A 26,392-nucleotide genomic window follows, 5' to 3' on the forward strand; every position below is an offset into this window, starting at 1 on the left:
TATGCTGATCTTGGCCCCACGTCTGCGCAAGCAAAAAGCAGAAACGGGCAGGTTTCGGGCAGGAACGGCTGAGCCCGCGATGAGGGTAAGGGTTACGGTAGTAGCTGGCGACATCGTCTGAATCGCGAGGCTACTCCATGCTTGATCATCTCTTTCTCTCCGTCAGCGATATCGAACGCTCGATCCGTTTCTACGAGGCCGTGCTCGCCCCGCTGGGGATCACGGCGCGGCTCGATTACGACGGCAAAGACGGCCCGCCGGGCCATCCGGATCTCAAGGGTTTCGGCGCCAATGGCCGGATGTTCTTCTGGCTACGTGAGGGTGTAGTCGAAGGAAAAGCCGTTCACGTCGGTTTCGTGGCGAACAGCAAGGCGGAGGTTGAGGCAGCCTACGCCGCGGCCATCGAGAACGGCTCTATCAACAACGGTACTATCGACAACGGCGTGCCCGGGGCACGGCTGCATTATGACCCCGACTATTACGCCGCCAACGTTCTGGATCCCGATGGCTACAGTCTCGAATTCGTCTACAAGAACTGGCAGCACGCCCAATGAAAAAACTTCTGATCTACGGCGCGACCGGCTACACCGGCCGCATGGCGGCAGAGCGTGCCAAAGCGTTGGGACTCGATTTCGAGATCGCCGGACGCAATCAGCAAAGGCTAACCGCCCTCGCTGAGCAGTTGGGAGTTCCGTTGCGGGTATTTGAAGCCTTCGATGGGGCAGCGAAAGCTCTGGCCGATATCGATGTATTGCTAAACTTCGCAGGCCCTTTCGCGAAAACCGCGGAGCTATTGATGCGGGTGTGCCTCGAGGCCGGTGTCGATTACCTGGATATCACCGCCGAGATTAACGTCTACCGGCTAGCGGAACGACTGGGCGCCGAAGCGGCCGAGGCCGGCGTCATGCTGCTGCCGGGTGTCGGCTGGGACGTGGTGCCGACCGATTGCCTGGCGGTGCACGTCGCGCAGCGCGTGCATGAGCCACAGTCGCTGAAGGTGGCGCTTCAGGTTCCCGGTTCCATGTCGCGAGGCTCCGCCATGAGCGTCAGCGAGATCATCGGCGCAGGCCTGATGGCGAGGGTCGATGGCCATCTCGTACCAATCCCCGACGCGCAGCCGCAAGAGTTCGATTTCGGCGAGGGTTTGGTGCCGTGCGCGCCACTGTCGTTCGGGGATCTGGTCACCGGCTGGCACTCTGCCGGCATTCCCAATATCGCCATGTTCGTGCATGTCAGTGGCGATGCGTTTCCCGAGGGCGATTTGTCACAACTGCCTGACGGCCCGACGGCGGAGCATCGCGATGCCCATCGCGCCCGCGCTGTGGCCGAGGTGACGGGAGCCGATGGCACGGTGGCTCGATCGATGATCGAAACCGTCAACGGCTATTCCTACACGCCGCTGGCGGCCGTAGAGGCCGCGCGCCGGGTACTCGAAGGGGAGCGTCGACCCGGTTTCGAGACCCCGGCACGAATGTTCGGTGGCAAATTCGCTGAGACGATCGAAGGGACGACCATCACGGATCTATAGGAACAGATGCGAAACCCCACGATGGCATGGCCTTACGGCTCAAGAAGCCACTGTGGGCTCGTCGGCTTCCAGTTCACGAGCGATAAATCGGCCGGCGGTCCGGGCGACTTGCGTCAGGCACTCGTAGGGCATGCCGTTGCAGGCTGAGGCCGACAATCCTCGCAAGGTGACCGACACATAGTCGGCCAGGGCCTGTGCACCCTGCGGATGGACCTGATCGAGGTAAGCGCGAATCGCCTGGAGTCCGCCGCTGGCAAGACTCTCGGCCATCTGGCGGGCGGCCGGGTCATCCGCTCGCATCCCCTCCGTAATCATGCAGCCACGCAGCACGCTATCTCGCCCGTACTGTTCAGCGGCGGCGAGCAGCAGCGCGGGAAGCGCTTCGGCAGGGGGGCGGTCTGGTGCCAGAAGTTCGTCCAGCGGCAGGGCGTTTTCCTGCGCGTAGCGCAGCATCGCCCGTTCGAACAGCTCTGCCTTGCTGCCATAGGCGGCATAAAAACTGGGCGGTTTGATGTCCATGGCGTTGGTCAGATCCGCAAGGCTGACCGCGTCATAACCACGCTCATGAAAAAGCGCCTGGGCGATAGCGACCCCTGCTTCGCGATCGAAAGCAGGACGGCGTTGCCGAGTCTTTGCGTTCATGGGACCTCGCTGGATGAAAGTTGCATTATAGCGACTGCTATATCAGAGCTCGGGCGCTCTAGCAAGGACCTCTATATATCGACCACTAAATAAAGTGCGTGACACATCGTGATATATAGCGTTCACTATATGGGTTGTTCCCGTCTACTTCCTCGTACAGGGAAATCTCCATGTCATTCAAAGATAAGGTTGTGCTGGTTACCGGTGGGTCATCCGGTCTGGGGCTCGCGATTGCGCAGGAGTTCGCCGCGCAGGGGGCTCGAGTAGTCATAACCGGGCGCCGGCAGGAGGCGCTGGACGAGGCCTTGTCCAGCTTGGGCGACAACGCGGTCGCGTTTGCCGCCGATGTTTCGAACACCTCCGATCTGGCCTCGCTCTTTGGTCGTATCGAGTCGCTGCATGGCCGTCTCGATGTCCTGATCGCCAACGCCGGGACGGGAGAAATCACGCCACTGGGTGCGATCACCGAAGCAAGCTTCGATCGGCTTTTCGATATCAATGTGAAAGGGGTGACGTTTACCGTCCAGGGCGCACTGCCCCTGATGCCCAGGGGCTCCAGCATCGTCATCATCGGCTCGACCGCCTCGATGAACCCCGGCCCTGGCCTGAGTGTCTACGGCGCCACCAAGGCGGCTCTGCGCGCCATGGTCAGAAGCTGGATTCTGGATATCAAGGGTTCCGGCGTGCGGATCAATCTCCTCAGTCCCGGCCCTGTCGATACGCAGTCCCTGCGGAGCATGCTGGCCGATGACGCCGAGCAGATCATTCAAGCGTTCAGCGAAAAAAGCACACTGGGGCGGATAGGCGAGGCACACGAAATCGGCAAGGCGGCGGCGTTCCTGGCGAGCGATGCCTCGAGCTATATCAACGGCGTCGAGCTGTTCGCCGATGGTGGGGCGTCCCAGGTCTGATCAACCCCCGAGCCGGTTATCCATACCACTGGAGCCTCTGCGCAAAACCATGAGCATTCTCGACCACATCGAATTCGCCGTGCGCGACGCCGAGGCATCTCGGCGCTTTTATGAACTTGCCCTCGCGCCGCTAGATATCGTCCGGGTCATCACCGTCGGGCCCGAGCGTACCCGTACAGGAGGGACGCGCCACGGTTTCGGCAAGGACGGCTACCCGAGCCTCTGGATCCATGACAACGAGCCCCCAGGCGCCGGCACGCACATTGCCTTCGCGACACGGGATCGGGCCATCGTCGATGCCTTCTATCAGGCCGCAGTAAAAGCGGGCGGGACCGACAACGGCCCGCCCGGCGTCCGAACGCACTACCACGAGCATTACTACGCGGCGTACGTATTGGACCCGGACGGTATCAATGTGGAAGTGGTGTGCCAGGACTCTACTGCCAGCCCCCCGTGACGGCAGGAGGACCTTTATGCCTGGGTAGGCTATAAACGTTAGATGCCTTGCTGGCGGCGGTGTGGTGAAGAAAGTCACAAGGCGTTGTCATGGTGCATTTTCGGCCTGAACTCACAGCAAACTTGGCATAGAAACTCTTGCGATGCATGCACACCGTTTCCGGTGAAATGTCGAGCTTTCTGGCGTTGGACTTGGCCGAATGACCGCGTAGCAGAAGCCGGCAGACTTGCTGTTTGTACGCGGTGAGAGGTAGGTGCCGAAACGCTGGAAAGCGCCGCGGAGGTGCTTGGTGAGCGGATTTGGCTGCTATTAGCCACTCATCTCCCGCCATAGAACATCGACCATGCCTCCCGTCGAGCAGGCGCTTTTGAAAGCTTGGTGCTATCATTGATTGCATTGAGATCCTATGGAAGAGGTTAGTATGGCATCGATAACGATTCGTAATTTGGACGAGCAGATAAAGGCTCAGCTTCGTATGGAAGCGGCGAGGCATGGCCACTCCATGGAAGAGGAGGTGCGTATTATTCTCCGCGGCGCCTTGAGCCAACCTCAAAAAGGGGGACTAGGCAGCCGTATACGAGAGCGCTTTGCAACAGTGGGAGGTGTCGAGCTGGAGGTGCCAGCCAGGTCTGATAAGCCACGCGCTCTGGACCTCGACGCATGATCGTCCTGGATACCAACGTGCTATCCGAGCTTATGCGTCCCACACCAGATGCGTGCGTTGCCGACTGGTTGGATAGCCAGGATGCGAGTGCCGTGACTATTACCGCTATTACCGTGGCGGAAATTCTCTATGGCATCGAGCGCTTGCCCAGTGGCAAGCGCCAACGCCGTTTCGCCGCCATGGCAGCAGCGATGTTCGAGGAAGATTTTGCAGGCCGCATTCTGCCTTTCGATGAAGTTGCGGCGGTACACTATGCAGAACAAGTAGCAATCAGTGAGCGTGCAGGCAGGGTAGTGCATACCGCTGACGCTCAAATCGCCGCGATCTGTCGACAGCATCACGCGACGCTGGCTACACGCAATGTGAAGGACTTCGAGTCGCTTGGCATCGACATACTCAATCCGTGGGAGCATCGCTCAGCGCCAAGATCTTAAACGCCGGGGCACTCCCGCGTTATTGTTTTCAGGTTTCAGTAAAAGCCCTAGCTTCATGTCGCAGTTCATCGGTCAGCGTCTTCAGCGTCGATTTCCGCGTAGCCTGCATATTTGCTGACGTTGTATGCACCTTTGGTTAGCCGCACGCGCTGCTTCATGAATAGCGGTGGGGCGCCGGAACCTGTGTTTGAGCAGTGCGATGCAGATCGGCAAGTTCTTAATGAAATGCTGTTTAATGTTCTCACTCGGGAGGCGCGATCATGACTCAGCTCACACCTGATACTCAGGAAATGTTGGATAGCCTCCGTGCTGCTGTGTCGGAAACCTTGGAGCGCAAGCAGCGTTTGGGCCACTATGCTGTTATCTGGCAGGACGATAAGCCTATGTTAGTTGGCGAAGACGCTCCTGATCAGGTTGATCGACAATCACCTGGCGGCCAGGCACTGGACTGATTTCTTTCCAAGTGTGCAGTTTCGCAGCGCGTCGGCATCTATTTGCGCGACACTCATCAAAGGCTGCCACTAGCCACTCATCTCCCGTCATAGAACATCAATCATGCCCTCTGTCGAGCAGGCGTATACAGGAGCGCTTTGCGGCAGCGAGAGGTGTCAGGCTGGAGGTGCCAGCCAGGACTGATAAGCCTCGCGCTCCGGTCCTCGACGCGTGATCGCCCTGGATACCAAGGACGAGTCGCGTTGATTGAGGTGTATGTCGCAAAGAAGATAGTGATCCATATATAAGTGCTTAGCATGACTGCGAATTTCAACAACAAGTGTCATTCGCCATGGTCTATACCGCTGCCATCGTGCTGAGCCTCGTCGGCTATTTCATTATCGGCAACCTGGCTGGCCGCCGGGTCAAGGATCTCGACGACTACCTGGTCGCCGGGCGTAACGCTCCCACGCTGATGATTCTCGGTACGTTGGTCGCCAGCTACCTGAGTACCAGCGCCTTTTTGGGCGAGACCGGTTTCGCCTACGATGGCTATCCCTTTGTCATGCTGATCTTCGCCGCGATCAGCACTTCGGGCTGTCTGCTTGGTGCGCTGGTGTTCGGCCGCTACCTGCGTCGCAGTGAGGCGTTGACGGTGCCCGAGTTTTTCGGCAAGCGCTTTGCCTCGAAGCGCGTGCAGATGATCGCCGGACTCACCACCGTATTTGGCTTGGGTGCCTACCTGCTGGGCGTGATGCAGGGCGCCGGCATCATGTTCGAGGAACTCACCGGGCTGCCCTATTGGGCTGGACTGGTGCTGGTGTGGCTCACCTATACGGGCTTCATTCTCTACTCCGGTTCCCAGGGCGTCGTGCTGACCGACACCGTGATGTTCGTGATTTTCTCTGTCGCCGCGGTGGGCGGCTCGCTCTATATCATCAACGATCTCGGCGGCTGGTCGGGGGTGATCGAGGGATTGCTGGCGCAGTCCGACAAGCCCGGCATCGCGCTGTGGCACGGCGTGATCGAAGGCGAGGGAGCGAACTTCTCCTCGCCCGGGGAAGCGCTCATCTGGGGGCTGACGCTGGGGCTGGTATGGGCCACGGTGCTGGCGGCTAGCCCCTGGCAGTCGAGCCGTTATCTGATGGCGCGCAACGAGCACGTAGTGATGCGCTCGGCCATGCTCACCGCCGTGGTGCTGGCGATCTTCTATGCGCTGATGATGATGACCGGCGCAGCGATCAACCTCTACGACCCGACGCTCGACGGCGAGCGTGCCATGGTGTGGGCGGCGCTCAATGTGCTGCCGAGCTGGCTCGGTGTGATTATCCTCACCGGCGTGTTTGCCGCCGGACTTTCCTCTTGCTCGACCTTTCTGTCGATCATCGGCTTTAGCCTTGCCCACGACATCCTGCCTTCTTCGCGCAACGAGCGCAGTGCCATGCGGGCGAGCCGCATCGGCGTGCTGGCGGCCGGGCTGGTGGCGCTGCTGCTGGCGCTTTTCCAACCGCCGGCGGTGATGGCAGTGGTGTGGTTCGCCGCCACGCTGTTCGCTTCATCCTGGGGGCCGGTGGCGTTGATGAGCATCTGGAGCCGTCGAATTACCGCCGCCGGTGCCGGTTGGGGCTTGGGGGTCGGTTTTGTCGGCAACTTGATTCTGTCGCTGATGGTGCAGGCTGAGTGGGTCTCGCTGCCGGTATATCTCCACCCGGTAATACTGAGCACCCTGGTGGCGCTGGTGGCGATCGTGATCTCCTCCAAGTTGACCCGCGTCAGCCAGGCAGAGAGTGAGTACCGCGCCTTCCTGCATCGCAGCCCGGTGGAGAACGAGCGCAGTTGGGCGGCGGTCAGCCGACGGGTAGCCGTGGCGACCATGCTTACCGGCGTCGCGGTGGGGGCCTTTTTATGGTGGCAGTACGCTGGCTCGCTGGCGGCGCTGGCCGGACGCTTCGGAGTGGCTGAGAACGTGGTTACTGGCGCCTACCTGCTCGCAGCGGGTTGCGGCACCATGCTAGTGATCGCTGGCGCCGTGGGCTTTTGGCTGGTGAGAGCACGCAGTGCGGATGCCGGTAGCGCCCGCATGGCGAAGTCCTGAGTGTTCCTCTTAGCGCTGGTGATCGAGCCTCATCGCCAGCGCTAGCCCGTTGCCAGTCCCATCAGCATGCCCAACATCGTTTGCTGTATCCGACATAATTTCCTAGCCATCACCCCCGAGCCATCATCCCCTAATAGTAGGATCACTTAGCCGCCGAGCAGGGTAGCCTGTGCTGGTTGGCGGGGACGCCCCTGATCAGAATGATTGCCAGTCATCGGCGGCCAGGCACTGGGTTGACGCCGTCCCAAGTGCTCGCCATGCGTTACTTTAGTCTATATGAGACCTTCGGTGTATTGCTCCTCACGGAACGGGCCTCTAGCTTTGTTGTATGATGTATGACATTAAAGCAGACAAGACTGATTCACTCGGTTCGAGCTACAGGGTCAAACCTGAAGATGTGAGCGTCGAGTATTGCAATTTGTTTTGCATCTCTACCGATTGAACGAGATGCAAATGGATGCAGTAAAGGTGCTTCGTCTGGAGGCATGTGGCAAGACGATGAACTCAGCAAGGGGGAGATAATGAAGCTACAAAAAACACTCTTGGGAATGGCTTGCATGGCAACGTTTGCTGCCAGTACTGCTCAGGCCGATTTTCCAAATCGTGATATTCGCGTCATCGTCCCCGCTGCTGCCGGCGGCGGTACTGATGCCATCGTGCGCAAGATCTCAAATATTGCGGAAGAGTCCGTACCGGTCTCGATGTACGTGGAAAATGTCGCGGGCGGTATGACGGCTACCGGCTTGCTTCAACTGATGGATGCGCGTCCGGATGGCCAAACGATTGCGGCTATTACGTATGACAGCATCATCACAATCCCCTGGAAGGATATGCTGCCCGGCTTCAACATGGACCGGATGAAGATGATCGCTCGCATCACCCAAGAGGCCGATGCGATTACCGTGGCGGAGGATGCACCTTATCAGTCACTGAGCGATTTGATTTCAGCCGCCAAGGAAAATCCCGGCAGTATCCGTATCGGCATCCAGAACATGGGGGCCAGAACGCATCTGACGCTGCTGCAACTCCAGGATCAGACAGGCGCCGAATTCAAGATAGTTTCCTACGATAACAGTGCGGCCACTCAGAAAGAGGCGCTTCTCAACGGTGAGGTTGACGCGGTTGTTACCAGCCTGGGCGATCTCGCACCCTTGATCGAGTCTGGTCAGGCGCGCGGCCTGGTCGAGTTCTCTGACACGCAGAACGAAGGCTTTCCGAACGTTCCGCCTGTGACGGAAACCGATACCGGATTGGATCTGCAAATGGGGAGCTTCATTACACTGGTGGCCCCTGCACGTACCCCTGACGATGTGATTGAAAAACTGGAAACAACCTATCACGAGGCTTATGAGAGTGACGAGTTCCAGCAATGGTTGACGCAAATCGGCGTGACCCCCGCCTGGCTGGGTTCTGATGATGTGACGCAATGGTCGCACGATACTCAACAGCGGCTTTTCGAGACCATGGATGATCTGGTCGAAAAGGGCGTGTTGGAAAAGTAAAAGTCCCCTACGTGCTCATGCTGTCGCTGCGCCGTGCACATTGCATGGCGCAGCGGTTTTCTAACAGGTTCTGATATGTCTCCCAAACGGCTTTCTCTAGGCGGTGGGTTCTACGTTCCGGCAGTGCTGGCGATTATCACGCTTGTCTATCTATTGTCGGCGATACAACTCGGCCCGCCGATGAAAGAGGGCAACATGACTCCCTCTTTCTTTCCTATAACGGCAGCACTGCTCATGCTGATAGCCCTGGTGTGCGTGATGACCCAGGAGGTTCGTCGAGCACGCAGTAAGGGGGTCGAGAAGTCTGACGATGAAGCTGGCGCTGAAGATGCGGACCAGGTGAGCAAGAGCATTGGTGGTATCTCGTTTGGTGCCATCAGGGTTGTTGTTCTTACAGCCTTATATCTGCTGGCCTTTGATTTGATCGGTTATTTCGTATCGACATTCCTCTACGTGCTGATGCTGATGTTTCAGTTCGGTAGCGGTTCCGTGCAGAAGTGGCCGATGAAGTTGATCGCCACGCTGATCATCACCGGAGCCGGATTCTTGATGTTCGAAGTCTTTTTCCAGGTTCGCCTGCCGACCCTGTGGAGTTAATGATCATGGAATCGCTATATGGACTGTTGGGTGGGTTCTCTGCCCTCGCCAACCCCGAAACGCTTCTCTATATGGTAGGCGGCTTCCTGATCGGCACTCTGTTCGGAGCTGTGCCGGGGCTGACGTCAGTGCTAGCCATCGCGTTGTTGCTCCCCCTTACCTACAGTCTCGATGTCACCACGGCATTGGTGGCATGCGCGAGTATCTTCATGGCGGGTATGTGCAGCGGCAGCATCACGGCGACGACGATCAATATTCCTGGCGCGCCTGCGTCGATGATGACAGCGCTGGAAGGCTATCCGATGCAGCAGCGCGGCGAAGGTGCCAAGGCATTGGGCCATGCCGCTCTCGGGTCGATGATCGGTGGTTCCGTGGGCGCTCTGCTGTTGATGGTGTTGTCTCCCTTGGCTGCCGATGTCGCCTTGCTGATCCGTACGCCTGGGAAATTTTCCCTGATTGCCTTTGCCCTCGTCGTGATTATCATCTCCCAGCGAGGATCGATCACGAAGGGAATGGTGGCCACTCTGCTCGGTGTGATGGTTGCCACCATTGGCATCGATGTGGTGCAGCCGGTCGCGCGCTTCACCTTCGGTAGCAGCGTGCTGGTTCAAGGGATCGACATGATGCCGCTGATCATCGGCACGTTCGCCATCAGCGAGCTGCTGATTCAAGCTGATAGCCGCAGTGCTCGCACCGTAGACCCCAGCAAGCTGCAGGCCGCCAAGGTGCGCCGGCGTGACTTCATTCCACCGCTGTCGGAAGTCCGTGAAATCGGCATTCTGCGCTACCTGAAGAGCGCACTCATCGGTTACTCGGTCGGTATCCTGCCCGGCGCTGGCGGCTCGATGGCGGCTTTCGTCTCCTACGCAGAATCCATGCGTTCTTCGAAGCACCCGGAGCGCTATGGCAAAGGGCATCCTGAAGGCATTGCATCTGCCGAATGTGCCAACAATTCCATGTGTGGCGGTGCCTTCGTTCCCATGCTCACCTTCGGGATTCCTGGCGATCCAACGACGGCTATCGTTCTCGGCGTGCTGGTGATCAATGGCCTGCAGCCCGGGCCTCAGTTCATGACCCAGCAGCTCGACTTGATCGCTCCGATGTTTGCCGCGTTGTTCGTTAGTGCACTGATTCTGGTGCCTCTGACGCTCTTCCTGCTGGGGCCGTACTTTCTGAAGATCGTGTCGATTCGTCGCGACGTTCTTTACTCGAGCATCGCCGTGGTGGCACTGGTGGGTAGCTATGTCGCTACCTACTCGACTTTCCAGATGGCCCTGGCGCTGGTGTTCGGCGTGCTGGCCTACTTCCTGCGCAAGCAGAAATATCCCACTGTCTGCCTGCTGCTGGGCTTCGTGCTTGGGCCAAGTCTTGAGGAATACTGCCGTCGTGCGCTCTCGATCAATGACGGCAGTCCAATGGTCTTCCTGACCAGTCCGGATAGCCTGTTTTTCATCGCCCTGACAGCGGTCTTCTTCTACTTCATGGTGATTCGCAAGCCTGGGGAAAAAACGCTCAACACGACGTCTGGCTAAGCCGCTGCCGGAGGGGAACGCCGCAATCGTGATTTCTGGCGATTGCGGCGTTTTTGTATGCGTCGTTCGCACTGGGGCGGCTGGCGGCAGCAGCTGGCGTTCAGGTTCGTGTCATTACCTCCACCCCTCCACCGGTCAATGCCCGTCTCTTGAGTTGTCGTCGTAGGATGGGCCTTGCCACTTCTGCCCGATTGACCTTTCAACAGGCTTGACAGGGGGTGTTTAGACAAAAGTCTTTCTAGGCGCTCCGTATAGTGAATACTAGTATATCAGCTGGCTCCATAGAGAGCCTTCGATGCCAGCGCCTGTATCAGCTAACGGGGAGCACAACAAATGACATACTCACTCTCAGCCATCATAGGCCGCACTCTGGTTGGTTCCGCATTGCTGGGAACGACCATGTTTGCCGGACATGTTTACGCACAAAGCACGGCGACCATCAAGGTCGCGAGTTACTTCGCGGAAGATCATCCGCAAAACGTGGCTATCCGCGAAAAATTCAAACCGTATGTCGAAAGCCATTCCGGCATGCAGGTGAAGATCTACCCCAACAGCTCGCTCGGCGATGAGCGGCAATACACCAATGGCGTCAGAACCGGCAGCATCGAAATGGCGATTGCCGGCATGGGGCTGCAGACCGCCAAGCCGCAAATCGGATTTCCCGAGTGGCCCTTCCTGTTCGAAGACTATGATCAAGCGCAGTCGATGCTGAATGGCCCTGTCGGCGAGAAGATCGATCCCTATTTCCGTGAGCTGGGTGTAGAACCCCTGGCGTGGACGGCGAATGGGTTCCGGGTTTTCTCGAGCAAGGAAAAAATCGACAGCATGGACGATTTCGATGGCTTCAAATTGAGAATGCCTAATTTGGAGCTGTACGTGAAAGTGGGGCAGGCATTAGGCGCCAATGTGCAAACCATGGGGATGTCAGAAGTCTACCCGGCGCTCGAACAGGGGGTGATCGACGGGCAGGATAACCCTCTCGCCACGCTTTATCGCTCGGGTTGGTACGAGGTGCAGAACAACGTGCTGGAAAGTCGGCATATGTTTAGCCCCAACGTGTACCTGATGAACCAACAGTTTTACGACAATCTGAGCGATGACGAGAAAGACGTCATCCAGGAAGCCTCTCGTCAATCCATGGAGATGGAGTGGCAGCTGATGCGCGAATCCGCCTCTGAGATCAAGAAGGATCTCGAGAAGGCTGGCCTGGAAGTGACGGAGCCGAGCCAAGAACTTCACGATGAAATGGTGAAAGCCGTTCAGCCGATCTATGACGACTTTTACAGTCAGTACGACTGGGCTGAAGACATGGTGAACATGGTACGTGAAGGCTCCTGAGGTGCGTCATACGCATGCCATGCGAACTCCAGGAGTTCGCATGGCGATACCGAGTGGACAAGAGGTGGTTTCATGTCGATGACGACCTTATTCGGTTTCTTGAAAACATCCATCAGGCTGGCCATTGCCGTGGCCCTGGTGCTCATGGTGGGGTTCGTCTTTACCAATGTCGTGCTCCGCTATGCCTTCGACAGCGGGTTGACATGGTCCAGTGAGGTGGCGCGATACCTCTTCGTATGGGTCGTGTTCCTGGGCTCCATCCTTGCGGTGGTGGAACATAGCCACCTGGGCGTAGATATCCTGGTGCGCCACATTCCCGGCTGGCTTCAGAAGCTGTTTTTCCTGCTGACGACGGCCCTGACCGTGGCGGTGATGACCCTCGTGGTCAAAGGGCTTCTGGTCCTGATCGAGCTGAACGTGGGGATTACCGGGCCCGCCACCGATATTCCCATCAACAATTACTATTATGCTGGCATGATCGCGGCCATTCTGATGTCCGCAGTGATGGCGTACCAGGCGTTGAGCTTTGTCCTGACCGGCCGCAATGGCCCCACATGGGCATACGATCATGACCAGGAGTCGGTGTCATGATGGTCGTCGTCTTCCTCGCCGTGCTGTTCTCGTTGATGTTGATCGGCATGCCGATCGCCTTCGCCATGCTTAGCTCCGCCGTGGTGATGATGTGGACCCAAGACATGTTCAATGTCACGACCCTGGCTGAGCACTTCATCACCGGGGCTAACAGCTTTGCCTTGATGGCCATTCCCTTTTTCATCCTGACCGGCGAGATCATGAATGCAGGGGGCGTTTCCAAGCGCATCGTCGACTTTGCCTCGTCACTGGTGGGCCATGTGAAAGGCGGCCTGGGCTATGTCGCCATCGTGGCAGGCGTTATCTTTGCCGGGTTATCCGGCTCCGCCGTTGCCGATACCGCGGCGCTGGGCTCGATCCTCATTCCCATGATGGTGGCGCAAGGCTACGAGAAGAAGCGCTCGACTGCGCTGGTGGCATCCGTCGGCATCGTGGGCACCGTGATTCCGCCGAGCATCCCCTTGATTCTTTACGGGGTCGTGGGCGGTGTCTCGATTACCGGGTTGTTCATGGGCGGCATCGTGCCCGGGATCATCATGGCGATCGGCATGACGTTCACCTGGTGGCTGGTCGCGCGCAAAGCTGATACCAAGCGGCTCGAGCGTGCAAGCTGGCAAGCGCGGCTTCACAGCTTCAAGCGTGCCTTCTGGGCCTTGCTGCTGCCCCTGATCATCATCGTCGGACTGCGTGGCGGCGTGTTCACGCCGACAGAAGCGGGCGTGGTCGCCGCGGTATACGCGCTGTTGATCAGCCTCTGCTATCGAGAAATTCGCCTGACACAGCTTTTCGATGTGCTCACCAATACCGCCAAGACGACGGCCATCGTGATGTTGATTGCCTCGGCGGCCATTGTCACGGCATATGCGATCACGGTAGCGCAAGTTCCCACCCAGATCGCGGCAGGGCTCACGAGCATTACCGACAGCCCGACACTGATGCTCTTGATCATCATGGTCATACTGCTGCTATTCGGCTGCGTGATGGACATGACGCCCGCCGTGCTGATTTTCGCTCCCGTGCTTATCCCGGTGGTCGAGCAGCTTGGTATCGACCCCATCTACTTCGGTGTGGTGATGATCATTAACCTCTCCATCGGTTTGATCACACCGCCGATAGGCACAGTGCTCTATGTGGGATGCAGCATCAGCCGAATCAGTATCATCGACATTTCGCGTGGCATATGGCCGATGCTGTTGATGTACGTGGCGATCCTGTTTGCACTGATTCTCTTCCCTGAGATCGTGACCTATCCCTTAAGTATTCTGCACAACGGTTGAATGATGGAGCTGACATGAAAAGAAGCATGCCGCGTAGACGGCGCTACGATCAGGCACTGAGCATCGCGGAGCTTGCTGAGATTGCACGCCGACGGCTTCCGAACTTCGTCTATGAATACATTCATGGTGGCGCCGACGACGAAGTCAGCCTGCTCAACAATCGGGCCGTCTTCAGCCGCTACCGGTTTACGCCCAAGACGCTGACCGATGTCAGTCAGCGGGATCTCGGCCGAGACCTGCTGGGCCACCGGGTGAGCATGCCGGTCGTGATAGGGCCGACGGGGTTCAATGGCATGGTCACCCAAGATGGGGACTCCAAGTTGGCCCGCGCAGCGGCGGACCGGGGGATTCCGTTCACGCTGAGCAATGCCTCGACCGAACCGCTGGAGGAGATCGCCAAGATCCCCGATGGACGGCCATGGATGCAGATCTACTTCTATCGCGACCATGATTACGTTGAGAAGCTAGTCAATCGCTGTCGTGAATCGGGTTACGACACCATCGTCGTGACGACGGACAGCGCCATTTACGGCAACCGGGAGTGGGACACGCGTAATTACGCGCGCCCCTTCGTGCTCAACTGGCGCAACAAGTTGCATGTGTTGAGCAGGCCCCGCTGGATGAAGGATGTGCTGTATCCGCATGGCGTGCCGACCTTCAAGAACCTGGGGGACCTCCTGCCGCCCGAGGATTCCTCCGTGCAGGGCGCAGCCGCCGAGATAGGCAAGCACTTGATGCCCTCCCTGAACTGGGAGGACATTCGCTGGCTGCGGGACAACTGGTCCGGCAACCTGCTGATCAAGGGCATCCTGTCGGTGGAAGAAGCCCGCACGGCGGTGGAATACGGTATTGACGGCATCGTGCTGTCTAACCATGGCGGGCGCCAACTGGACAGCTCCGTCTCGCCGATGGAGATCCTCCCCGAGGTCAGGGCCGCCGTCGGCGACGCACTCACCATCTTGCTGGACGGTGGCTTCAGGCGCGGCAGCGACATTCTCAAGGCGGTGCTTCTGGGGGCGGATGCGGTGCTGCTCGGCCGCACGACCCTCTACGGGCTCGGCGCAGGCGGCCAGGCGGGCGTCGATCATGCGCTTGGCTTACTTTACAAGGAGATGGATCGCACCCTGGGGCTTCTCGGGTGCAGCAACCTGCAGGAGCTCGACCGCTCCTTGATACGCAATGCGTGCGCGCCGCAAACGGTTAGCCCCGCCTAGGGCGGCAGGGTAGGATGGGCGGTAACAGAGCGTAATCTGCCGCGTCAGCCAGGAGCCAAAAGCATGATGAAAGGGGTGCAGGAACGGTCGTCGAGTGATCGTGCCTATAGCGATATACGCGACAAGATCATCACCACCGTACTGAAACCCGGTGAAAGGATTCATGAAAAAGCGCTGTCGGAAGAGTTCGGCATCAGCCGCACGCCGATTCGTGAAGCCCTGATGCGACTGCGCTACGACGGCTTCGTCGATATCTTCGCCCAGCGCGGCACCTTCGTGACGCCCATTCGCCTCGATGTCATCAAGGCGGCCCACTACACGCGCTCGGTGCTGGAATGCGCCCTGATACGCGATGCCGCCATGCAGTGCAGCGACCGCGATGCTCGAGATCTGTACGACAACCTCGAGCATCAGCGGCTCGTGTATCGGCAAGGGCAGTACTACAAGATCGAAACCCTCGACGAAGAGCTTCATCAGAAGATTGCCGACATCGCTGGGCAACCCTCAGTCTGGCAAATCATTTACCACGTTCAGCTGCATATCAACCGAGTGCGGATGCTGTTTCTCAACGAACAGCGCGTGCCCGCCATCGTCGAGGAACACACGCGGATCATCGACGCCATCGCCAACCGCGATCCTGACGCTGCGGAAAGCGCCATGAAAGCGCATTTGCAGTACATGGACGAGAACATCCAGAAACTCGCCGAAAGCTACTCGGAATATCTGTCTTGAGGGGGGAGGGCCTGGGCTCATCATCGAGCGAGGGCGGACCGTAGACCTCCCCGTTACCGTGCCTGCCTGTGTATGATGTTGCCCACCAATGAGCATCAAGCACGCGGGGAAGCACCTTGAATACGGAGAGTCATTCTCAGTTGGCCGCCTTCATCTGGTCCGTGGCGGACCTACTGCGCGGCGACTTCAAGCAGTCCCAGTACGGCCGCATTATCCTGCCGTTTACGCTGTTACGGCGCCTGGAGTGCGTTCTGGAGCCCACCAAGGCTGAAGTGCTGAGCGCCGCTCATGAGTACCAGTTTAAGTCCGACGCCGTTCGCGAGAAGGTGATGCTACGGGTGGCCGAACAACCCTTCTTCAACGCATCACCGCTGAGCTTGGGCACGCTGTCCGATACCCAAACGGCCGATGACCTGCTGAACTATGTGCGGTCGTTCAGTCAGGATGCACGGGAAATCTTCGAGCACTTCGAGTTCGAGAGCTTCGTCCAGCAACTGACGGCCAATAACCTGCTCTATCAGGTGGTGCAGCGATTCGCTTCTATCGACATGAGCCCCAAAAGCTTATCGAATTACGGCATGGGGCTGGTGTTCGAGGAGCTGATTCGTAAGTTCGCCGAAAGCTCCAACGAGACGGCGGGGGAACACTTCACGCCACGTGATATCGTTCACCTTACTACCTCTCTGGTCCTCACCGGCCAAGACGAAAAGCTCAAGGGGGGCGGCATCGCCACCGTCTATGATCCGACGGCGGGTACAGGCGGTTTTCTTTCCGAGAGCGACGAGTACATGCAGCAGGTCAGCGGGGGGATGAGCGTTTCACCGCATGGACAGGAGCTCAACCCTGAGTCCTACGCGATCTGCAAGGCTGACATGCTGATCAAGGGTCAGGAAGTCAATCAGATCAAGCTGGGCAATACGCTTTCCAATGATCAACTGGCCGGTGAACGTTTCGACTTCATGCTCTCCAACCCGCCGTTCGGGGTGGAGTGGAAGAAGGTACAGAAGGTGATCACCGACGAGCACAAGCACAAGGGCTACGATGGCCGCTTTGGTCCTGGCTTGCCGCGCGTTTCGGATGGTTCGCTGCTGTTCTTGATGCACTTGGTGAGCAAGATGCGCCCCCGGCAGGAAGGCGGCTCACGCATCGGCATCATCTTAAACGGCTCGCCGCTGTTCACTGGCGGCGCCGGCAGCGGCGAATCCGAAATTCGTCGCTACCTACTGCAGCATGATCTGGTGGAAGCCATCGTCGGTCTGCCCACGGACATGTTCTACAACACCGGCATCGCCACCTACGTATGGATTCTCTCTAACAATAAGTCCGCCGAGCGCCGGGGCCAGGTACAACTGATCGATGCCACCGGTCGCGCCAGCAAGATGCGCAAGTCTCTGGGCAGCAAGCGCCAGTTCGTCGCCGACCGAGATATCGAGGAGATCGTACGGCTCTACGGCGCCTTTCAGGAAAGCGAGGAGAGCAAGCTGTTCCCGGTCGAGGCCTTCGGCTACCGCCGCATCACGGTGGAGCGCCCGTTGCGCCTCAACTTCCAGGCTAGCCCCGAGCGCCTGGCCCGACTCGATGACGAGAAGGCCATCCAGAAACTCGACGTGGGAGAGCGCGAAGCGCTCAAGGGTGCCTGCGCGACTTTCGACCCTGAGCAGGTCTATACCAACCGCGACGCCTTCACCCAGGCACTGAAAGCCGCCTTGGCGGAAGCCGGGTTGAAGGTCGGCGCGCCGGTACAAAAGGCCATTCTCAACGCCCTCTCCGAGCGCGATCTAGAGGCGGATATCTGCCTGGACAAGAAGGGCAATCCGGAGCCCGACACCGGCCTGCGCGATAACGAGAACGTGCCGCTGGATGAGTCGGTGTTCGACTACTTCGAGCGCGAGGTGAAGCCCCACGTCTCCGACGCCTGGATCGACGAGGAGAAGCGCGACCCGCTGGATGGCCGCATCGGCATCGTCGGCTTCGAGATTCCCTTCAACCGGCATTTCTACCAGTTCACGCCGCCGCGTCCGCTGGAAGAGATCGACGCCGACCTCAAGGCCTGCACCGACCGGATCAAGCAGATGATCGAGGATCTGTCGGCATGAGTAGTTATAGTCACTTGAATAGTGCGTTGACAGTCAGGCTTCGTCGCTACAGCATGATGGACGACATACCCGCCATGCCTCTCATCGATGCACACTTTGGCGGTTTTTTTGTGTCTGGCAGCGGGCCAACTGGTTCTCACTTGAAGGAAGCAGGCGAAAATCAAGTGGAGGAAGTGTAGGCATGAGCTTCCCGAAATATCCCGAATACAAGGATTCCGGCGTCGAGTGGCTGGGGGAGGTACCGGCACATTGGCAAGTCAAACGAATGCGGTTTGTTGCCACGCTAAACCCCTCCAAGTCAGAAGTTCGGCACTGGCCTGACACAGCTGAAGTCAGCTTCATTCCGATGGAGGCCGTTGGCGAAGATGGCTCCCTAGATCTCACCCAGACCCGCCCTCTAGGTGAAGTTGTTGGTGGTTACACCTACCTCAGCGAAGGCGATGTCACTTTTGCAAAAATCACCCCCTGCTTTGAAAACGGAAAGGGAGCGATAATGCAGGGCCTCTGTGAAGGGGTCGGTTTCGGTACAACAGAGCTGACTGTTGCACGCCCAGATACCTCTCAGGTGACCGGGGGCTATCTTTATCGAGTGATCTCCTCGCGGCCTTTTAGAGAGCTGGGAGAGTCGCATATGTATGGCGCGGGCGGCCAGAAGCGTGTGCCTGATGACTTCTTGCGTAACTTCGAGTTGGCGTGGCCACCTGTCCCAGAGCAGACCAGCATCGCTGCCTTCCTCGACCACGAAACCGCCCGTATCGACTCTTTGGTGGAGGAGCAGCAGCGCCTGATCGAACTGCTCAAGGAGAAGCGACAGGCGGTGATCTCCCATGTCGTCACCAAGGGGCTGGCCCCCGATGTGCCTTTGAAGGACTCCGGGGTGGAGTGGCTGGGGGAAGTGCCTGAGCATTGGGAGGTGATGCGGGTCAAGCACGCAGCCAAGCTTGAAAGTGGACATACTCCTAATAAGGAAAAAGCTGAATACTGGGATGGTGGTATACCTTGGGTGTCGTTAAATGACAGCAAGGAGTTGGCGCGTTCCGATTATATTGATGAGACTAAGTTTTCGATTAGTTGTCTTGGTGTTTCCAATTCTTCTGCGCGCCTTCTTCCACCTAGGACGGTGGTTTTTACGCGCGATGCCACTATAGGGGTTTCGGCTATAACCACAAAGGAGATGGCGGTTTCTCAGCATTTGATTGCATGGGTCTGTCGTGAAGATGCTGTTATTTCAGAATATCTTCTCCTGGTTTTCTATGCGATGAAAGAGGAGCTTGATCGCTATACGTTCGGAGCAACGATAAAGACCATCGGCATGCCAGATGTCCGCTCATTGAGCATGCCTTTACCACCCCTCCCGGAGCAAAAGGAAGTGGTCGATTATGTGTTAGCTGAACGAGACAGGCTGGATGGTTTGATAGCTGAAGCCCAAAAGGCTTCACGCTTGTTGGTCGAACGCCGCTCCGCTCTGATCTCCGCCGCCGTGACCGGCAAGATCGATGTGCGCGGCTGGCAGACCGATCAACAAGCTGATCAATCCGAGATGCTGATGGCTGCCGAAGCGCGGGCCACTTACGGCTAATAACGAGGAATCCTGATGACCCAAGGACGCAGTATCCGGCTTTTCCTGGTGGATGGCACGCCCAACGGCCTGCTTACCGCCGAGATCATGAACTGGACCGGCCATGTGCTCACCGGGCCGCGCAGCAAGCTTAGTGAGCTGGTGCAGCGCCCGGAGTGTGGCCGCACCGGGATCTACTTCCTGGTGGGGCCGGATCCCGAGAACAGCCTGCGCCCGCTGGTCTATATCGGCGAGAGCGACGACGTCGGCACTCGCCTCAAGCAGCATAACCGCCCCGAGGAGAAGGGCGGCAAGGACTTCTGGGAGAAGGTCTGCCTGGTCACCAGCAAGGACCAGAACCTCACCAAGGCCCATGTGAAGTACCTGGAAAGCCTGCTGATTCAGAGCGCCGGCCAGGTCGGCCGCTGCAAGCTGATCAACGGCACCGCCCATGAGTACATCAACCTGCCCGAGTCGGACCGCGCAGACATGGCGTTCTTCCTGGAGCAGATCCGCACCGTGCTGCCGGTACTGGGCCTCGACTTCCTGCGCGAGACCTCCCGCCCCTCGAGAGAGCCCGAAGCGACTACGGCTGCCGAGCCCGAGGCATCACCACGCTTCACTCTGGAAGTACCCCGGCACGGCATCCGCGCCACCGGCCAGGAGATCGACGGTGAGTTCTACGTCTTCAAGGGCTCCCTAGCCCGGGGTGGCTGGGTCGGCACCGAGCGCGGCTATCAGAGCCTCTATAACCAGCTCTGCGAGGACGGGGTGCTGGTGGAAGGCAGCAACAGCATCCGAGTGTTCAACGAGGACCAGAGCTTCAGCAGCCCCAGCGCCGCCGCCGCGGTGGTTTCTGGCCGCAGCGCCAATGGTCGGATCTCCTGGAAGGCGGAAGATAGTGGCCTGACCTACGGCGACTGGCAGGATCAGCAGGTGAGTGCGGCAGCAGAGACCGCTCCGGAATAGTGATGTTGAGGAGATGGCATGTCGAAAAAAGTAAGAAACAAAAAAAGAAAAGAGGAAGCGGGTCGCCTAGGAGAAATCAGGAGAAGAATTGAGGATCATCAGAATAAAATTGGGGCCACGACACGAGATAAAAGAGTGGCCTGGCAGGTGGCTGAAAATATCCATGATGATGTAAGTGACAATGATGACGACTTGGCTGTAGATGTTGAAGCTAAGCGAGGCTCAGAACCATCTTCCGATGATGAGGTTTATTTTCTTTGGGTTTTTGAACCAGCAGATTTAGACGGCATGTCGATTGAGCAGGTTGATGAGGTTTGGAAACACAGGGAGCAGCTATGTGGATCCAAAGAAGCTGCTGCGGAGGCTCTTGCTATTGTTGAGGCTTCAGCCGGGGTAGTGGAAAGCTATCAAGGATGGCAAGCTTATATAAACAGAGATGAAGTTGTCACGTTAAAGGCTCCGTTTTTATCTGATGATTCCGAGCAAAGCTATGCTAGAGTGATTGAAAAAAACGCTTTGACAAGAGCTCAGGTTTTAGAGCTAGGCAATGATGATCTTAAGGCGGCCTGGAAGAACAGGCCCAACAGCTTTTCGAGTGTTCAAGCAGCTTGCCAAGCTCTTGCATTATTAAGAGAAAGGGCCGGCGTCGTAGCCGTCAGTAATTGGCAGGGGGTGATGAGCCATCCAGAGATAGAAAAAATAAAAGATGACCTTCCAGTCGAGGCCGGTTTAGATGATTTTTTTGAAGATGTAAGAGTCGAAAGTAAAGGTGCGTCATCCGTTGACCTGAGAAAGCGAGCGCAGAGAATCCATGTGGTTAGGGAAGGTCAGCGAGAATTTCGGCTTTCAGTTATTGATAATTATTATGGGGGTTGTTGCATAACTAATAGTGGTGTTGTTGAGGTGTTGGAAGCTGCGCATATAAGCCCGTACTCAGGGCCTCAATCAAATAGGTTAGATAATTCGTTGTGCTTGCGAGTGGATATTCACCGTCTGTTTGATAAATTTTTGCTAAGCATCGACCCTGAGTCCAGCGTAGTAAGGCTCAGCGACGTCATAAAAAAAGATCGCCAATATGGGGAGCTTGAAGGGTTACAGGTTACAAAAGGGCGAGTTAAAGCTTCAAAATATTTGTTGAGCCAGCACTTTAGGACATTTGTTAAGCGCCAAGTCGGTTAGGTGGCTGTATTCAATGCAAAGGCTTTTAATTAACTTTCTAAAATATGGGGGCTATGTGCGGCCGCTTCGCCCTCTATAGCGACTTCCTCAGTCTGGCACGCTCCCTCAAGCTGCCGCTGGCAGAGGTCGAGCTGACGCCTCGCTACAACGCCGCACCCGGCACCTGGATGTCGGCAGTGTGCAGGCATGACGACAGAGCTGAGCCTGGATGCCCTCTGGTGGGGTTATCAGCCGCACTGGCTGACGACAAGGTCCCGCAGCCCATCAACGCCACCGTGGAGAAGGTCGCCACCTCCCCCTACTTCCATGGCGCCTTCGCCCATCACCGATGTCCGATACCTGCTGATGGCTGGTACGAGTGGCTGGCTGTGGAAGACCGCAAGCAGCCCCACTACCTGACCCGCCACGACGGCAAGCCGCTATGGTTCGCCGGCATCTGGACGGAACGCCCGGACGGCAAGTCCGGCTGCACGATCCTTACCGAGCCTGCCCGCGGTGTCGCCAAGGCGGTCCACCCGCGCATGCTGCTGATTCTGGGTCAATGGAGCCTGGAGCCCTGGCTGACGGACCGTGAGACGATCCGCCACCTCGTCCACCACCTTCCGCAGGATCGGCTAAACCACTGGCCGGTGAGCATCCGGGTTAATAAGCCGGTAGAGGATGATCCGGTGCTGATCGAGGCGGTGGGCTGAAGCACCATCAGTGCTGTTCTGGTGCCAGGTGGCGAGGTGTGGTTTAGAAATGCGCTCTGAATCGCTCTTAAAGGCCACTTTCAGAGAAAGAATTAAACCAGCCTAGGGACTGCCCATCGGTGCAGGGGAATCCATTCACCTTGGTTGCTGTGTCCAGCTATCACCTCAGTCGACAACATCCCCACGCCTCTCACGTAAGCGCACCTTGGGGGCTACTTTTCCAGCTGTGCGGTGGCAGCAAGAGCCCCAGTTTCTCCATTGTCGAGAACGGCTGAGGATTCATCGATCACCACGCCATCAATATGGCTGAAATGGGATTCTCTGAAGACTGGCGAGACTGCTCTCTATGGGCAATGCATCGTCCTAAGTAGGCTTCTCCTTATGTTCTCAAACCGTTAGGCTGTTTCAAAAGATTACGCCGAACGCAGGGAATGATATGGCGGACAGCCGGGAACACCGATTCCAGCAGGACATCATCGAGGCCATGACCGAAGCGGGGTGGCAAGTCGGCACCTCCAATGGTTATGACCGCACCACGGCGCTCTACACGGAAGACGTGATTGCCTATCAACGGGAAGCGTGGCCCGAGCGCTGGGAAAAGTTCTGCCAGGCCAATCCCCGCGCGCCGGAGACCGTGCTGATCCAGAAGCTCGTCCGCGAGCTGGAAAAGGCCGATACGCTCGACGTGTTGCGCCATGGCTTCAAGGTGCCGGGGGTGAAGCTCGATCTGTGCAGCTTCAAGCCCGACCATGCCATGAATCCCGACTCTCTGGCCCGCTATCGCGCCAACCGCCTGCGCGTGGTGCCGGAGGTCTCTTATTCCCCGCATGCCCGCGAGCAAGGCAAGGGCGGGCAGGCCTATAATCCCCGCCTCGACCTTGTACTGTTCGTCAACGGTATTCCCACCGCGACGCTGGAACTCAAGAGCGCATTCAAGCAGTCCGTGGAGAACGCCAAACGTCAGTATCGCTTCGACCGCCCGATAAAGGACCCGGTCACGCGCAAGGCTGAGCCGCTGCTTACCTTCAAGCGCGGTGCTCTGGTGCATTTCGCCGTCAGTCAGTCGGAAGTCGCCATGACGACTCGGCTGGCGGGTAAGGAAACCTTCTTCTTGCCCTTCAATCGGGGCACCGAGGATGGCGGCGCGGGTAATCCTCTGCCTGAGGATGAATGCCGCTACGCAACCGATTACCTCTGGCGGGAAGTGCTTCAACCGGATGCCTGGCTGAAGATTCTGGGGCGTTTTCTGCACCTGGAGAAAAAGACCAGCGAGGATTTCCACGGCCGCCGCCACACCAAGGAAACCCTCATCTTTCCGCGCTACCACCAGTGGGAAGCGGTCAATCGGCTGATTCACGCCACGCGCGAGGAGGGGGCCGGCCAGCGATATCTGGTGCAGCACAGCGCCGGCTCCGGCAAGTCCAACTCCATCGCCTGGTGTGCCCACCAGCTGGCCAACCTCTACGCTGAGGACGGGAAAAAGCTCTTCAACTCGGTGATCGTGGTGACCGATCGCACTGTGCTCGACAGCCAGTTGCAGGACACCATTTATCAATTCGAGCATGCCCACGGCGTGGTGTGTCCGATCACACGTGATGTTGGGAGCCAGAGCAAATCCGAGCAGCTTGCCGAGGCTCTGGCCAGCAACACGCGGATCATCATCGTCACCATCCAGACGTTTCCTGCGCTCTTCGATGCCCTGGACAAGCGGCCCAAGCTCGCCGAGGGTCGCTACGCGGTGATCGCCGACGAAGCCCACTCTTCGCAGACCGGTAGCTCGGCCAGCAAGCTCAAGGCTCTGTTGGCGGCAGCGGGAGAAAACCTGGCAGATGAAGATGAAGTGAGTTCAGAAGCGCTGATGGATGCCGCCGTAGCGGCTCGTCGCCCGAGTGAGCGCATCAGCTATTACGCGTTTACCGCCACCCCCAAGGCCAAGACGCTGGAGCTGTTCGGCCGGCCACCCGACCCGACGTTACCCGCAGGTGACGATAACAAGCCCGAACCGTTTCACCTCTACTCCATGCGGCAGGCCATCGAGGAAGGTTTCATTCTCGATGTGCTCAAGAATTACGTTACCTACGGTACCGCGTGGAGACTGGCCCACCCGGAGGCCGACGCCCAGGAGGTGGAGTCCAAGAAGGCGTCTCGAACCCTGGCGCGTTGGGTGCGTCTGCATCCCTACAATATCTCCCAGCGGGTCGAGATCATCGTCGAGCATTTTCGTGCCAATGTACGCCACCTGCTGGATGGCCAGGCCAAGGCCATGGTGGTCACCGCTAGTCGACAAGAGGCCGTACGCTATCAACTGGCCATGCGCGATTACATCGCCGACAAAGGCTATGACAACGTGTATCCGCTGGTGGCCTTCTCGGGTAGCGTGCCGCCTGATGAGGTGATTCCCGAGGAGGTCACCGAGACCAGTCAGCGACTCAATCCAGGGCTCAATGGCCGCGATCTGGCCGAAGCGTTCGATACTGATAACTACAACGTCATGATCGCCGCCAACAAGTTTCAGACCGGCTTCGACCAGCCCAAGCTGTGCGCCATGTACGTGGACAAGAAGCTCCAGGGTGTCGACTGCGTACAGACCCTCTCGCGGCTCAACCGGCTGTATCCTGGCAAGGAAACCTTCGTTCTCGACTTCTACAACGATGCCAAGGATATTCTCGATGCCTTCGCGCCGTATTACCGGCAGGCCGAGCTGGAGGGCGTCTCCGACCCTCAGGTGGTGTTCGATCTCAAGCGCACGCTGGACGCTGCCGGTATCTACCATTGGGAGGAAGTCGATGCTTTCGCCAAGGCTTTCTATGACCCCAAGGCGCCGGCCTCCAGCCTGAGCTACCATTGCCAGCCCGCGCAGGACCGTTTTCAGAAGCGTTATAGCGCGCTGCTCGACCAGATCGACACCTGGACCGAGGCACGCCAACAGGACGAGCAAAACGGCGATGAAAAAGGCCGGCTACGCGCCGAGCAGGAGCTAAAGGACGCCGGCACCTCCCTTGACGAGCTCGATCTCTTTCGCAAGAACCTCACCAGCTTCGTACGCTCCTACGAGTTTCTCAGCCAGATCATCACCTTCGACGATCTCGAACTGGAAGAACTGTGCGTTTACGCCAAGCACCTCCAGCCGCTACTGCGCAGTGAGCGACTGACGGACGAAGACCCGGTCGATGTCAGCGAACTGGAACTGACCCACTACCGCATGACCAAGCGTGCCGAACAACAACTGAAGCTGGAAGTCGCCGAGGGAAAGCCGCTCAAACCTGGCACCGACGTTGGCTCCGGCAAGCCCCATGACCCTGAGAAACAACGCCTCGCCGAGATCATCGAACGGCTCAACGATCTTTATGGGTCCGAAGTCAGCGACGACGACAAGCTGCACTTCGCCAATGGCATCGCCGACCGCATCGAACGCGACGAAGCGGTGATGGCGCAAGTGCGCAATCACAGCGAAGACCAAGTGATGCACGGCCTATTTCCCAAGAAGGTCACCGACGCCGTACTCGATAGCATGAGCGATCAAGAAAAGCTCAGCATGCCGCTACTGGAGAATGAGGAAACGGGCAGGCAGTTTGCGCTGTTGATTCTCAAGCTGTTGGCGGGGAGGAGCGGACGAGAAGTACAGTCAAATATGTGATGCTTGACCAAAGGGTAATGAGGCTGTTTCTGATGCACAAACTTATCCAAGTTTTCCCACAGTGCACGATGTGGCTGATGACGGATCAGGTGAACGAGGAAGCCGGGCAGATCAGCCCGGAGATAGAGCAGGCGCAAAAGGCGCTCAAGTAGACAACGGATACCGACTAGCCGGAAAGGCAGCTGCAAGGTGATACCAGGGTGGCAGGCTCTCAAAATAGGAGGTCGGCCTTGAGCAGGGAACAAACAAAGTGGATAACGATGACAAACCACGGAGGGCGTGGCTATGTACCAAGCCATTCAGGATATAGGCGAA

General features: G+C 58.0%; 23 protein-coding genes. 22 read left to right on the plus strand and 1 reads right to left on the minus strand.

Going from position 1 to position 26,392, the window contains the following annotated elements; all coding sequences use genetic code 11:
• The first annotated feature begins 137 nt into the window (after positions 1–137).
• Together OP494_RS01205 and OP494_RS01210 are read left to right on the plus strand one after the other, a co-directional pair.
• Positions 138–554, plus strand: coding sequence for a VOC family protein (locus tag OP494_RS01205; protein ID WP_280538923.1), 417 nt, complete (start codon positions 138–140; stop codon positions 552–554).
• Complete coding sequence (locus OP494_RS01210; RefSeq protein ID WP_280538924.1) at positions 551–1,528, plus strand: saccharopine dehydrogenase NADP-binding domain-containing protein; 978 nt, start codon at positions 551–553, stop codon at positions 1,526–1,528. The genes OP494_RS01205 and OP494_RS01210 overlap by 4 nt, the downstream gene beginning before the upstream one ends.
• 39 nt (positions 1,529–1,567) lie before the next feature.
• On the opposite strand, the gene OP494_RS01215 is transcribed toward OP494_RS01210, so the two are convergent.
• Positions 1,568–2,170, minus strand: coding sequence for a TetR/AcrR family transcriptional regulator (locus OP494_RS01215; protein WP_280538925.1), 603 nt, complete (start codon positions 2,168–2,170; stop codon positions 1,568–1,570).
• 170 nt (positions 2,171–2,340) lie between these two features.
• On the opposite strand from OP494_RS01215, the gene OP494_RS01220 reads away from it, so the two are divergent.
• From OP494_RS01220 to OP494_RS01315, 20 genes are all read left to right on the plus strand, one after another.
• The gene (locus OP494_RS01220) at positions 2,341–3,081 is read left to right on the plus strand and encodes a glucose 1-dehydrogenase (protein WP_280538926.1); all 741 of its coding nucleotides are present in this window, start codon (positions 2,341–2,343) and stop codon (positions 3,079–3,081) included.
• Between the two features lie 49 nt (positions 3,082–3,130).
• Positions 3,131–3,538, plus strand: coding sequence for a VOC family protein (locus OP494_RS01225; RefSeq protein ID WP_280538927.1), 408 nt, complete (start codon positions 3,131–3,133; stop codon positions 3,536–3,538).
• A 660-nt stretch (positions 3,539–4,198) separates the two neighbouring features.
• Positions 4,199–4,636 (plus strand): type II toxin-antitoxin system VapC family toxin, encoded by a 438-nt coding sequence (locus tag OP494_RS01230; protein ID WP_280538928.1) that lies wholly within the window; start codon positions 4,199–4,201, stop codon positions 4,634–4,636.
• Between the two features lie 260 nt (positions 4,637–4,896).
• A complete protein-coding gene (locus OP494_RS01235) occupies positions 4,897–5,088 on the plus strand; it encodes a hypothetical protein (RefSeq protein WP_247619666.1) in 192 nt (63 codons plus the stop codon).
• Positions 5,089–5,420: 332 nt separating this feature from the next.
• Positions 5,421–7,163 (plus strand): sodium:solute symporter family protein, encoded by a 1,743-nt coding sequence (locus OP494_RS01240; protein WP_280538930.1) that lies wholly within the window; start codon positions 5,421–5,423, stop codon positions 7,161–7,163.
• Between the two features lie 521 nt (positions 7,164–7,684).
• On the plus strand, positions 7,685–8,665 hold the full coding sequence (locus tag OP494_RS01245) for a tripartite tricarboxylate transporter substrate binding protein (RefSeq protein WP_280538931.1): 981 nt from the start codon (positions 7,685–7,687) through the stop codon (positions 8,663–8,665).
• Positions 8,666–8,740: 75 nt separating this feature from the next.
• On the plus strand, positions 8,741–9,262 hold the full coding sequence (locus tag OP494_RS01250; RefSeq protein WP_280538932.1) for a tripartite tricarboxylate transporter TctB family protein: 522 nt from the start codon (positions 8,741–8,743) through the stop codon (positions 9,260–9,262).
• 5 nt (positions 9,263–9,267) lie between these two features.
• Positions 9,268–10,794 carry a tripartite tricarboxylate transporter permease gene (locus tag OP494_RS01255; protein WP_280538933.1) on the plus strand — a complete coding sequence of 509 codons (1,527 nt, stop codon included), beginning with the start codon at positions 9,268–9,270 and terminating at the stop codon, positions 10,792–10,794.
• 333 nt (positions 10,795–11,127) lie between these two features.
• Positions 11,128–12,132, plus strand: a complete 1,005-nt coding sequence (locus OP494_RS01260; protein ID WP_280538934.1) for a TRAP transporter substrate-binding protein — start codon at positions 11,128–11,130, stop codon at positions 12,130–12,132.
• A 72-nt stretch (positions 12,133–12,204) separates the two neighbouring features.
• Positions 12,205–12,723: a TRAP transporter small permease gene (locus OP494_RS01265; protein ID WP_280538935.1), complete on the plus strand. Its 519-nt coding sequence runs from the start codon at positions 12,205–12,207 to the stop codon at positions 12,721–12,723.
• Positions 12,720–14,000, plus strand: coding sequence for a TRAP transporter large permease (locus OP494_RS01270; RefSeq protein WP_280538936.1), 1,281 nt, complete (start codon positions 12,720–12,722; stop codon positions 13,998–14,000). Before OP494_RS01265 ends, OP494_RS01270 begins: the two co-directional genes overlap by 4 nt.
• Positions 14,001–14,014: 14 nt before the next feature.
• Entirely contained in the window at positions 14,015–15,214 is a 1,200-nt protein-coding gene (locus OP494_RS01275) for an alpha-hydroxy acid oxidase (protein WP_280538937.1), read from the plus strand.
• 63 nt (positions 15,215–15,277) lie between these two features.
• Positions 15,278–15,946, plus strand: a complete 669-nt coding sequence (locus OP494_RS01280; protein ID WP_035410873.1) for a GntR family transcriptional regulator — start codon at positions 15,278–15,280, stop codon at positions 15,944–15,946.
• Between the two features lie 116 nt (positions 15,947–16,062).
• Positions 16,063–18,042 (plus strand): class I SAM-dependent DNA methyltransferase, encoded by a 1,980-nt coding sequence (locus tag OP494_RS01285; RefSeq protein WP_280538938.1) that lies wholly within the window; start codon positions 16,063–16,065, stop codon positions 18,040–18,042.
• Positions 18,039–18,221, plus strand: coding sequence for a hypothetical protein (locus OP494_RS01290; protein WP_280538939.1), 183 nt, complete (start codon positions 18,039–18,041; stop codon positions 18,219–18,221). Before OP494_RS01285 ends, OP494_RS01290 begins: the two co-directional genes overlap by 4 nt.
• 2 nt (positions 18,222–18,223) lie before the next feature.
• Positions 18,224–19,621 (plus strand): restriction endonuclease subunit S, encoded by a 1,398-nt coding sequence (locus tag OP494_RS01295; RefSeq protein ID WP_280538940.1) that lies wholly within the window; start codon positions 18,224–18,226, stop codon positions 19,619–19,621.
• A gap of 15 nt (positions 19,622–19,636) precedes the next feature.
• On the plus strand, positions 19,637–20,569 hold the full coding sequence (locus OP494_RS01300) for a GIY-YIG nuclease family protein (protein ID WP_280538941.1): 933 nt from the start codon (positions 19,637–19,639) through the stop codon (positions 20,567–20,569).
• Positions 20,570–20,587: 18 nt separating this feature from the next.
• Positions 20,588–21,748, plus strand: a complete 1,161-nt coding sequence (locus OP494_RS01305) for an HNH endonuclease (protein WP_280538942.1) — start codon at positions 20,588–20,590, stop codon at positions 21,746–21,748.
• Between the two features lie 53 nt (positions 21,749–21,801).
• Entirely contained in the window at positions 21,802–22,440 is a 639-nt protein-coding gene (locus OP494_RS01310) for an SOS response-associated peptidase (RefSeq protein ID WP_280538943.1), read from the plus strand.
• A 436-nt stretch (positions 22,441–22,876) separates the two neighbouring features.
• A complete protein-coding gene (locus OP494_RS01315; protein ID WP_280538944.1) occupies positions 22,877–26,077 on the plus strand; it encodes a DEAD/DEAH box helicase family protein in 3,201 nt (1,066 codons plus the stop codon).
• Positions 26,078–26,392 lie beyond the last annotated feature (315 nt).

Source organism: Chromohalobacter sp. 11-W, from assembly GCF_029889905.1.
GTDB lineage: Bacteria > Pseudomonadota > Gammaproteobacteria > Pseudomonadales > Halomonadaceae > Chromohalobacter.

What these genes read in the sequence shown, in the direction of transcription:
- OP494_RS01205 (WP_280538923.1), top strand. Translation starts at nt 138, where the DNA reads ATGCTTGATCATCTCTTTCTCTCCGTCAGCGATATCGAACGCTCGATC.
- OP494_RS01210 (WP_280538924.1), top strand. Translation starts at nt 551, where the DNA reads ATGAAAAAACTTCTGATCTACGGCGCGACCGGCTACACCGGCCGCATG.
- OP494_RS01215 (WP_280538925.1), bottom strand. Translation starts at nt 2,170, where the DNA reads ATGAACGCAAAGACTCGGCAACGCCGTCCTGCTTTCGATCGCGAAGCA.
- OP494_RS01220 (WP_280538926.1), top strand. Translation starts at nt 2,341, where the DNA reads ATGTCATTCAAAGATAAGGTTGTGCTGGTTACCGGTGGGTCATCCGGT.
- OP494_RS01225 (WP_280538927.1), top strand. Translation starts at nt 3,131, where the DNA reads ATGAGCATTCTCGACCACATCGAATTCGCCGTGCGCGACGCCGAGGCA.
- OP494_RS01230 (WP_280538928.1), top strand. Translation starts at nt 4,199, where the DNA reads ATGATCGTCCTGGATACCAACGTGCTATCCGAGCTTATGCGTCCCACA.
- OP494_RS01235 (WP_247619666.1), top strand. Translation starts at nt 4,897, where the DNA reads ATGACTCAGCTCACACCTGATACTCAGGAAATGTTGGATAGCCTCCGT.
- OP494_RS01240 (WP_280538930.1), top strand. Translation starts at nt 5,421, where the DNA reads ATGGTCTATACCGCTGCCATCGTGCTGAGCCTCGTCGGCTATTTCATT.
- OP494_RS01245 (WP_280538931.1), top strand. Translation starts at nt 7,685, where the DNA reads ATGAAGCTACAAAAAACACTCTTGGGAATGGCTTGCATGGCAACGTTT.
- OP494_RS01250 (WP_280538932.1), top strand. Translation starts at nt 8,741, where the DNA reads ATGTCTCCCAAACGGCTTTCTCTAGGCGGTGGGTTCTACGTTCCGGCA.
- OP494_RS01255 (WP_280538933.1), top strand. Translation starts at nt 9,268, where the DNA reads ATGGAATCGCTATATGGACTGTTGGGTGGGTTCTCTGCCCTCGCCAAC.
- OP494_RS01260 (WP_280538934.1), top strand. Translation starts at nt 11,128, where the DNA reads ATGACATACTCACTCTCAGCCATCATAGGCCGCACTCTGGTTGGTTCC.
- OP494_RS01265 (WP_280538935.1), top strand. Translation starts at nt 12,205, where the DNA reads ATGTCGATGACGACCTTATTCGGTTTCTTGAAAACATCCATCAGGCTG.
- OP494_RS01270 (WP_280538936.1), top strand. Translation starts at nt 12,720, where the DNA reads ATGATGGTCGTCGTCTTCCTCGCCGTGCTGTTCTCGTTGATGTTGATC.
- OP494_RS01275 (WP_280538937.1), top strand. Translation starts at nt 14,015, where the DNA reads ATGAAAAGAAGCATGCCGCGTAGACGGCGCTACGATCAGGCACTGAGC.
- OP494_RS01280 (WP_035410873.1), top strand. Translation starts at nt 15,278, where the DNA reads ATGATGAAAGGGGTGCAGGAACGGTCGTCGAGTGATCGTGCCTATAGC.
- OP494_RS01290 (WP_280538939.1), top strand. Translation starts at nt 18,039, where the DNA reads ATGAGTAGTTATAGTCACTTGAATAGTGCGTTGACAGTCAGGCTTCGT.
- OP494_RS01295 (WP_280538940.1), top strand. Translation starts at nt 18,224, where the DNA reads ATGAGCTTCCCGAAATATCCCGAATACAAGGATTCCGGCGTCGAGTGG.
- OP494_RS01300 (WP_280538941.1), top strand. Translation starts at nt 19,637, where the DNA reads ATGACCCAAGGACGCAGTATCCGGCTTTTCCTGGTGGATGGCACGCCC.
- OP494_RS01305 (WP_280538942.1), top strand. Translation starts at nt 20,588, where the DNA reads ATGTCGAAAAAAGTAAGAAACAAAAAAAGAAAAGAGGAAGCGGGTCGC.
- OP494_RS01310 (WP_280538943.1), top strand. Translation starts at nt 21,802, where the DNA reads ATGTGCGGCCGCTTCGCCCTCTATAGCGACTTCCTCAGTCTGGCACGC.
- OP494_RS01315 (WP_280538944.1), top strand. Translation starts at nt 22,877, where the DNA reads ATGGCGGACAGCCGGGAACACCGATTCCAGCAGGACATCATCGAGGCC.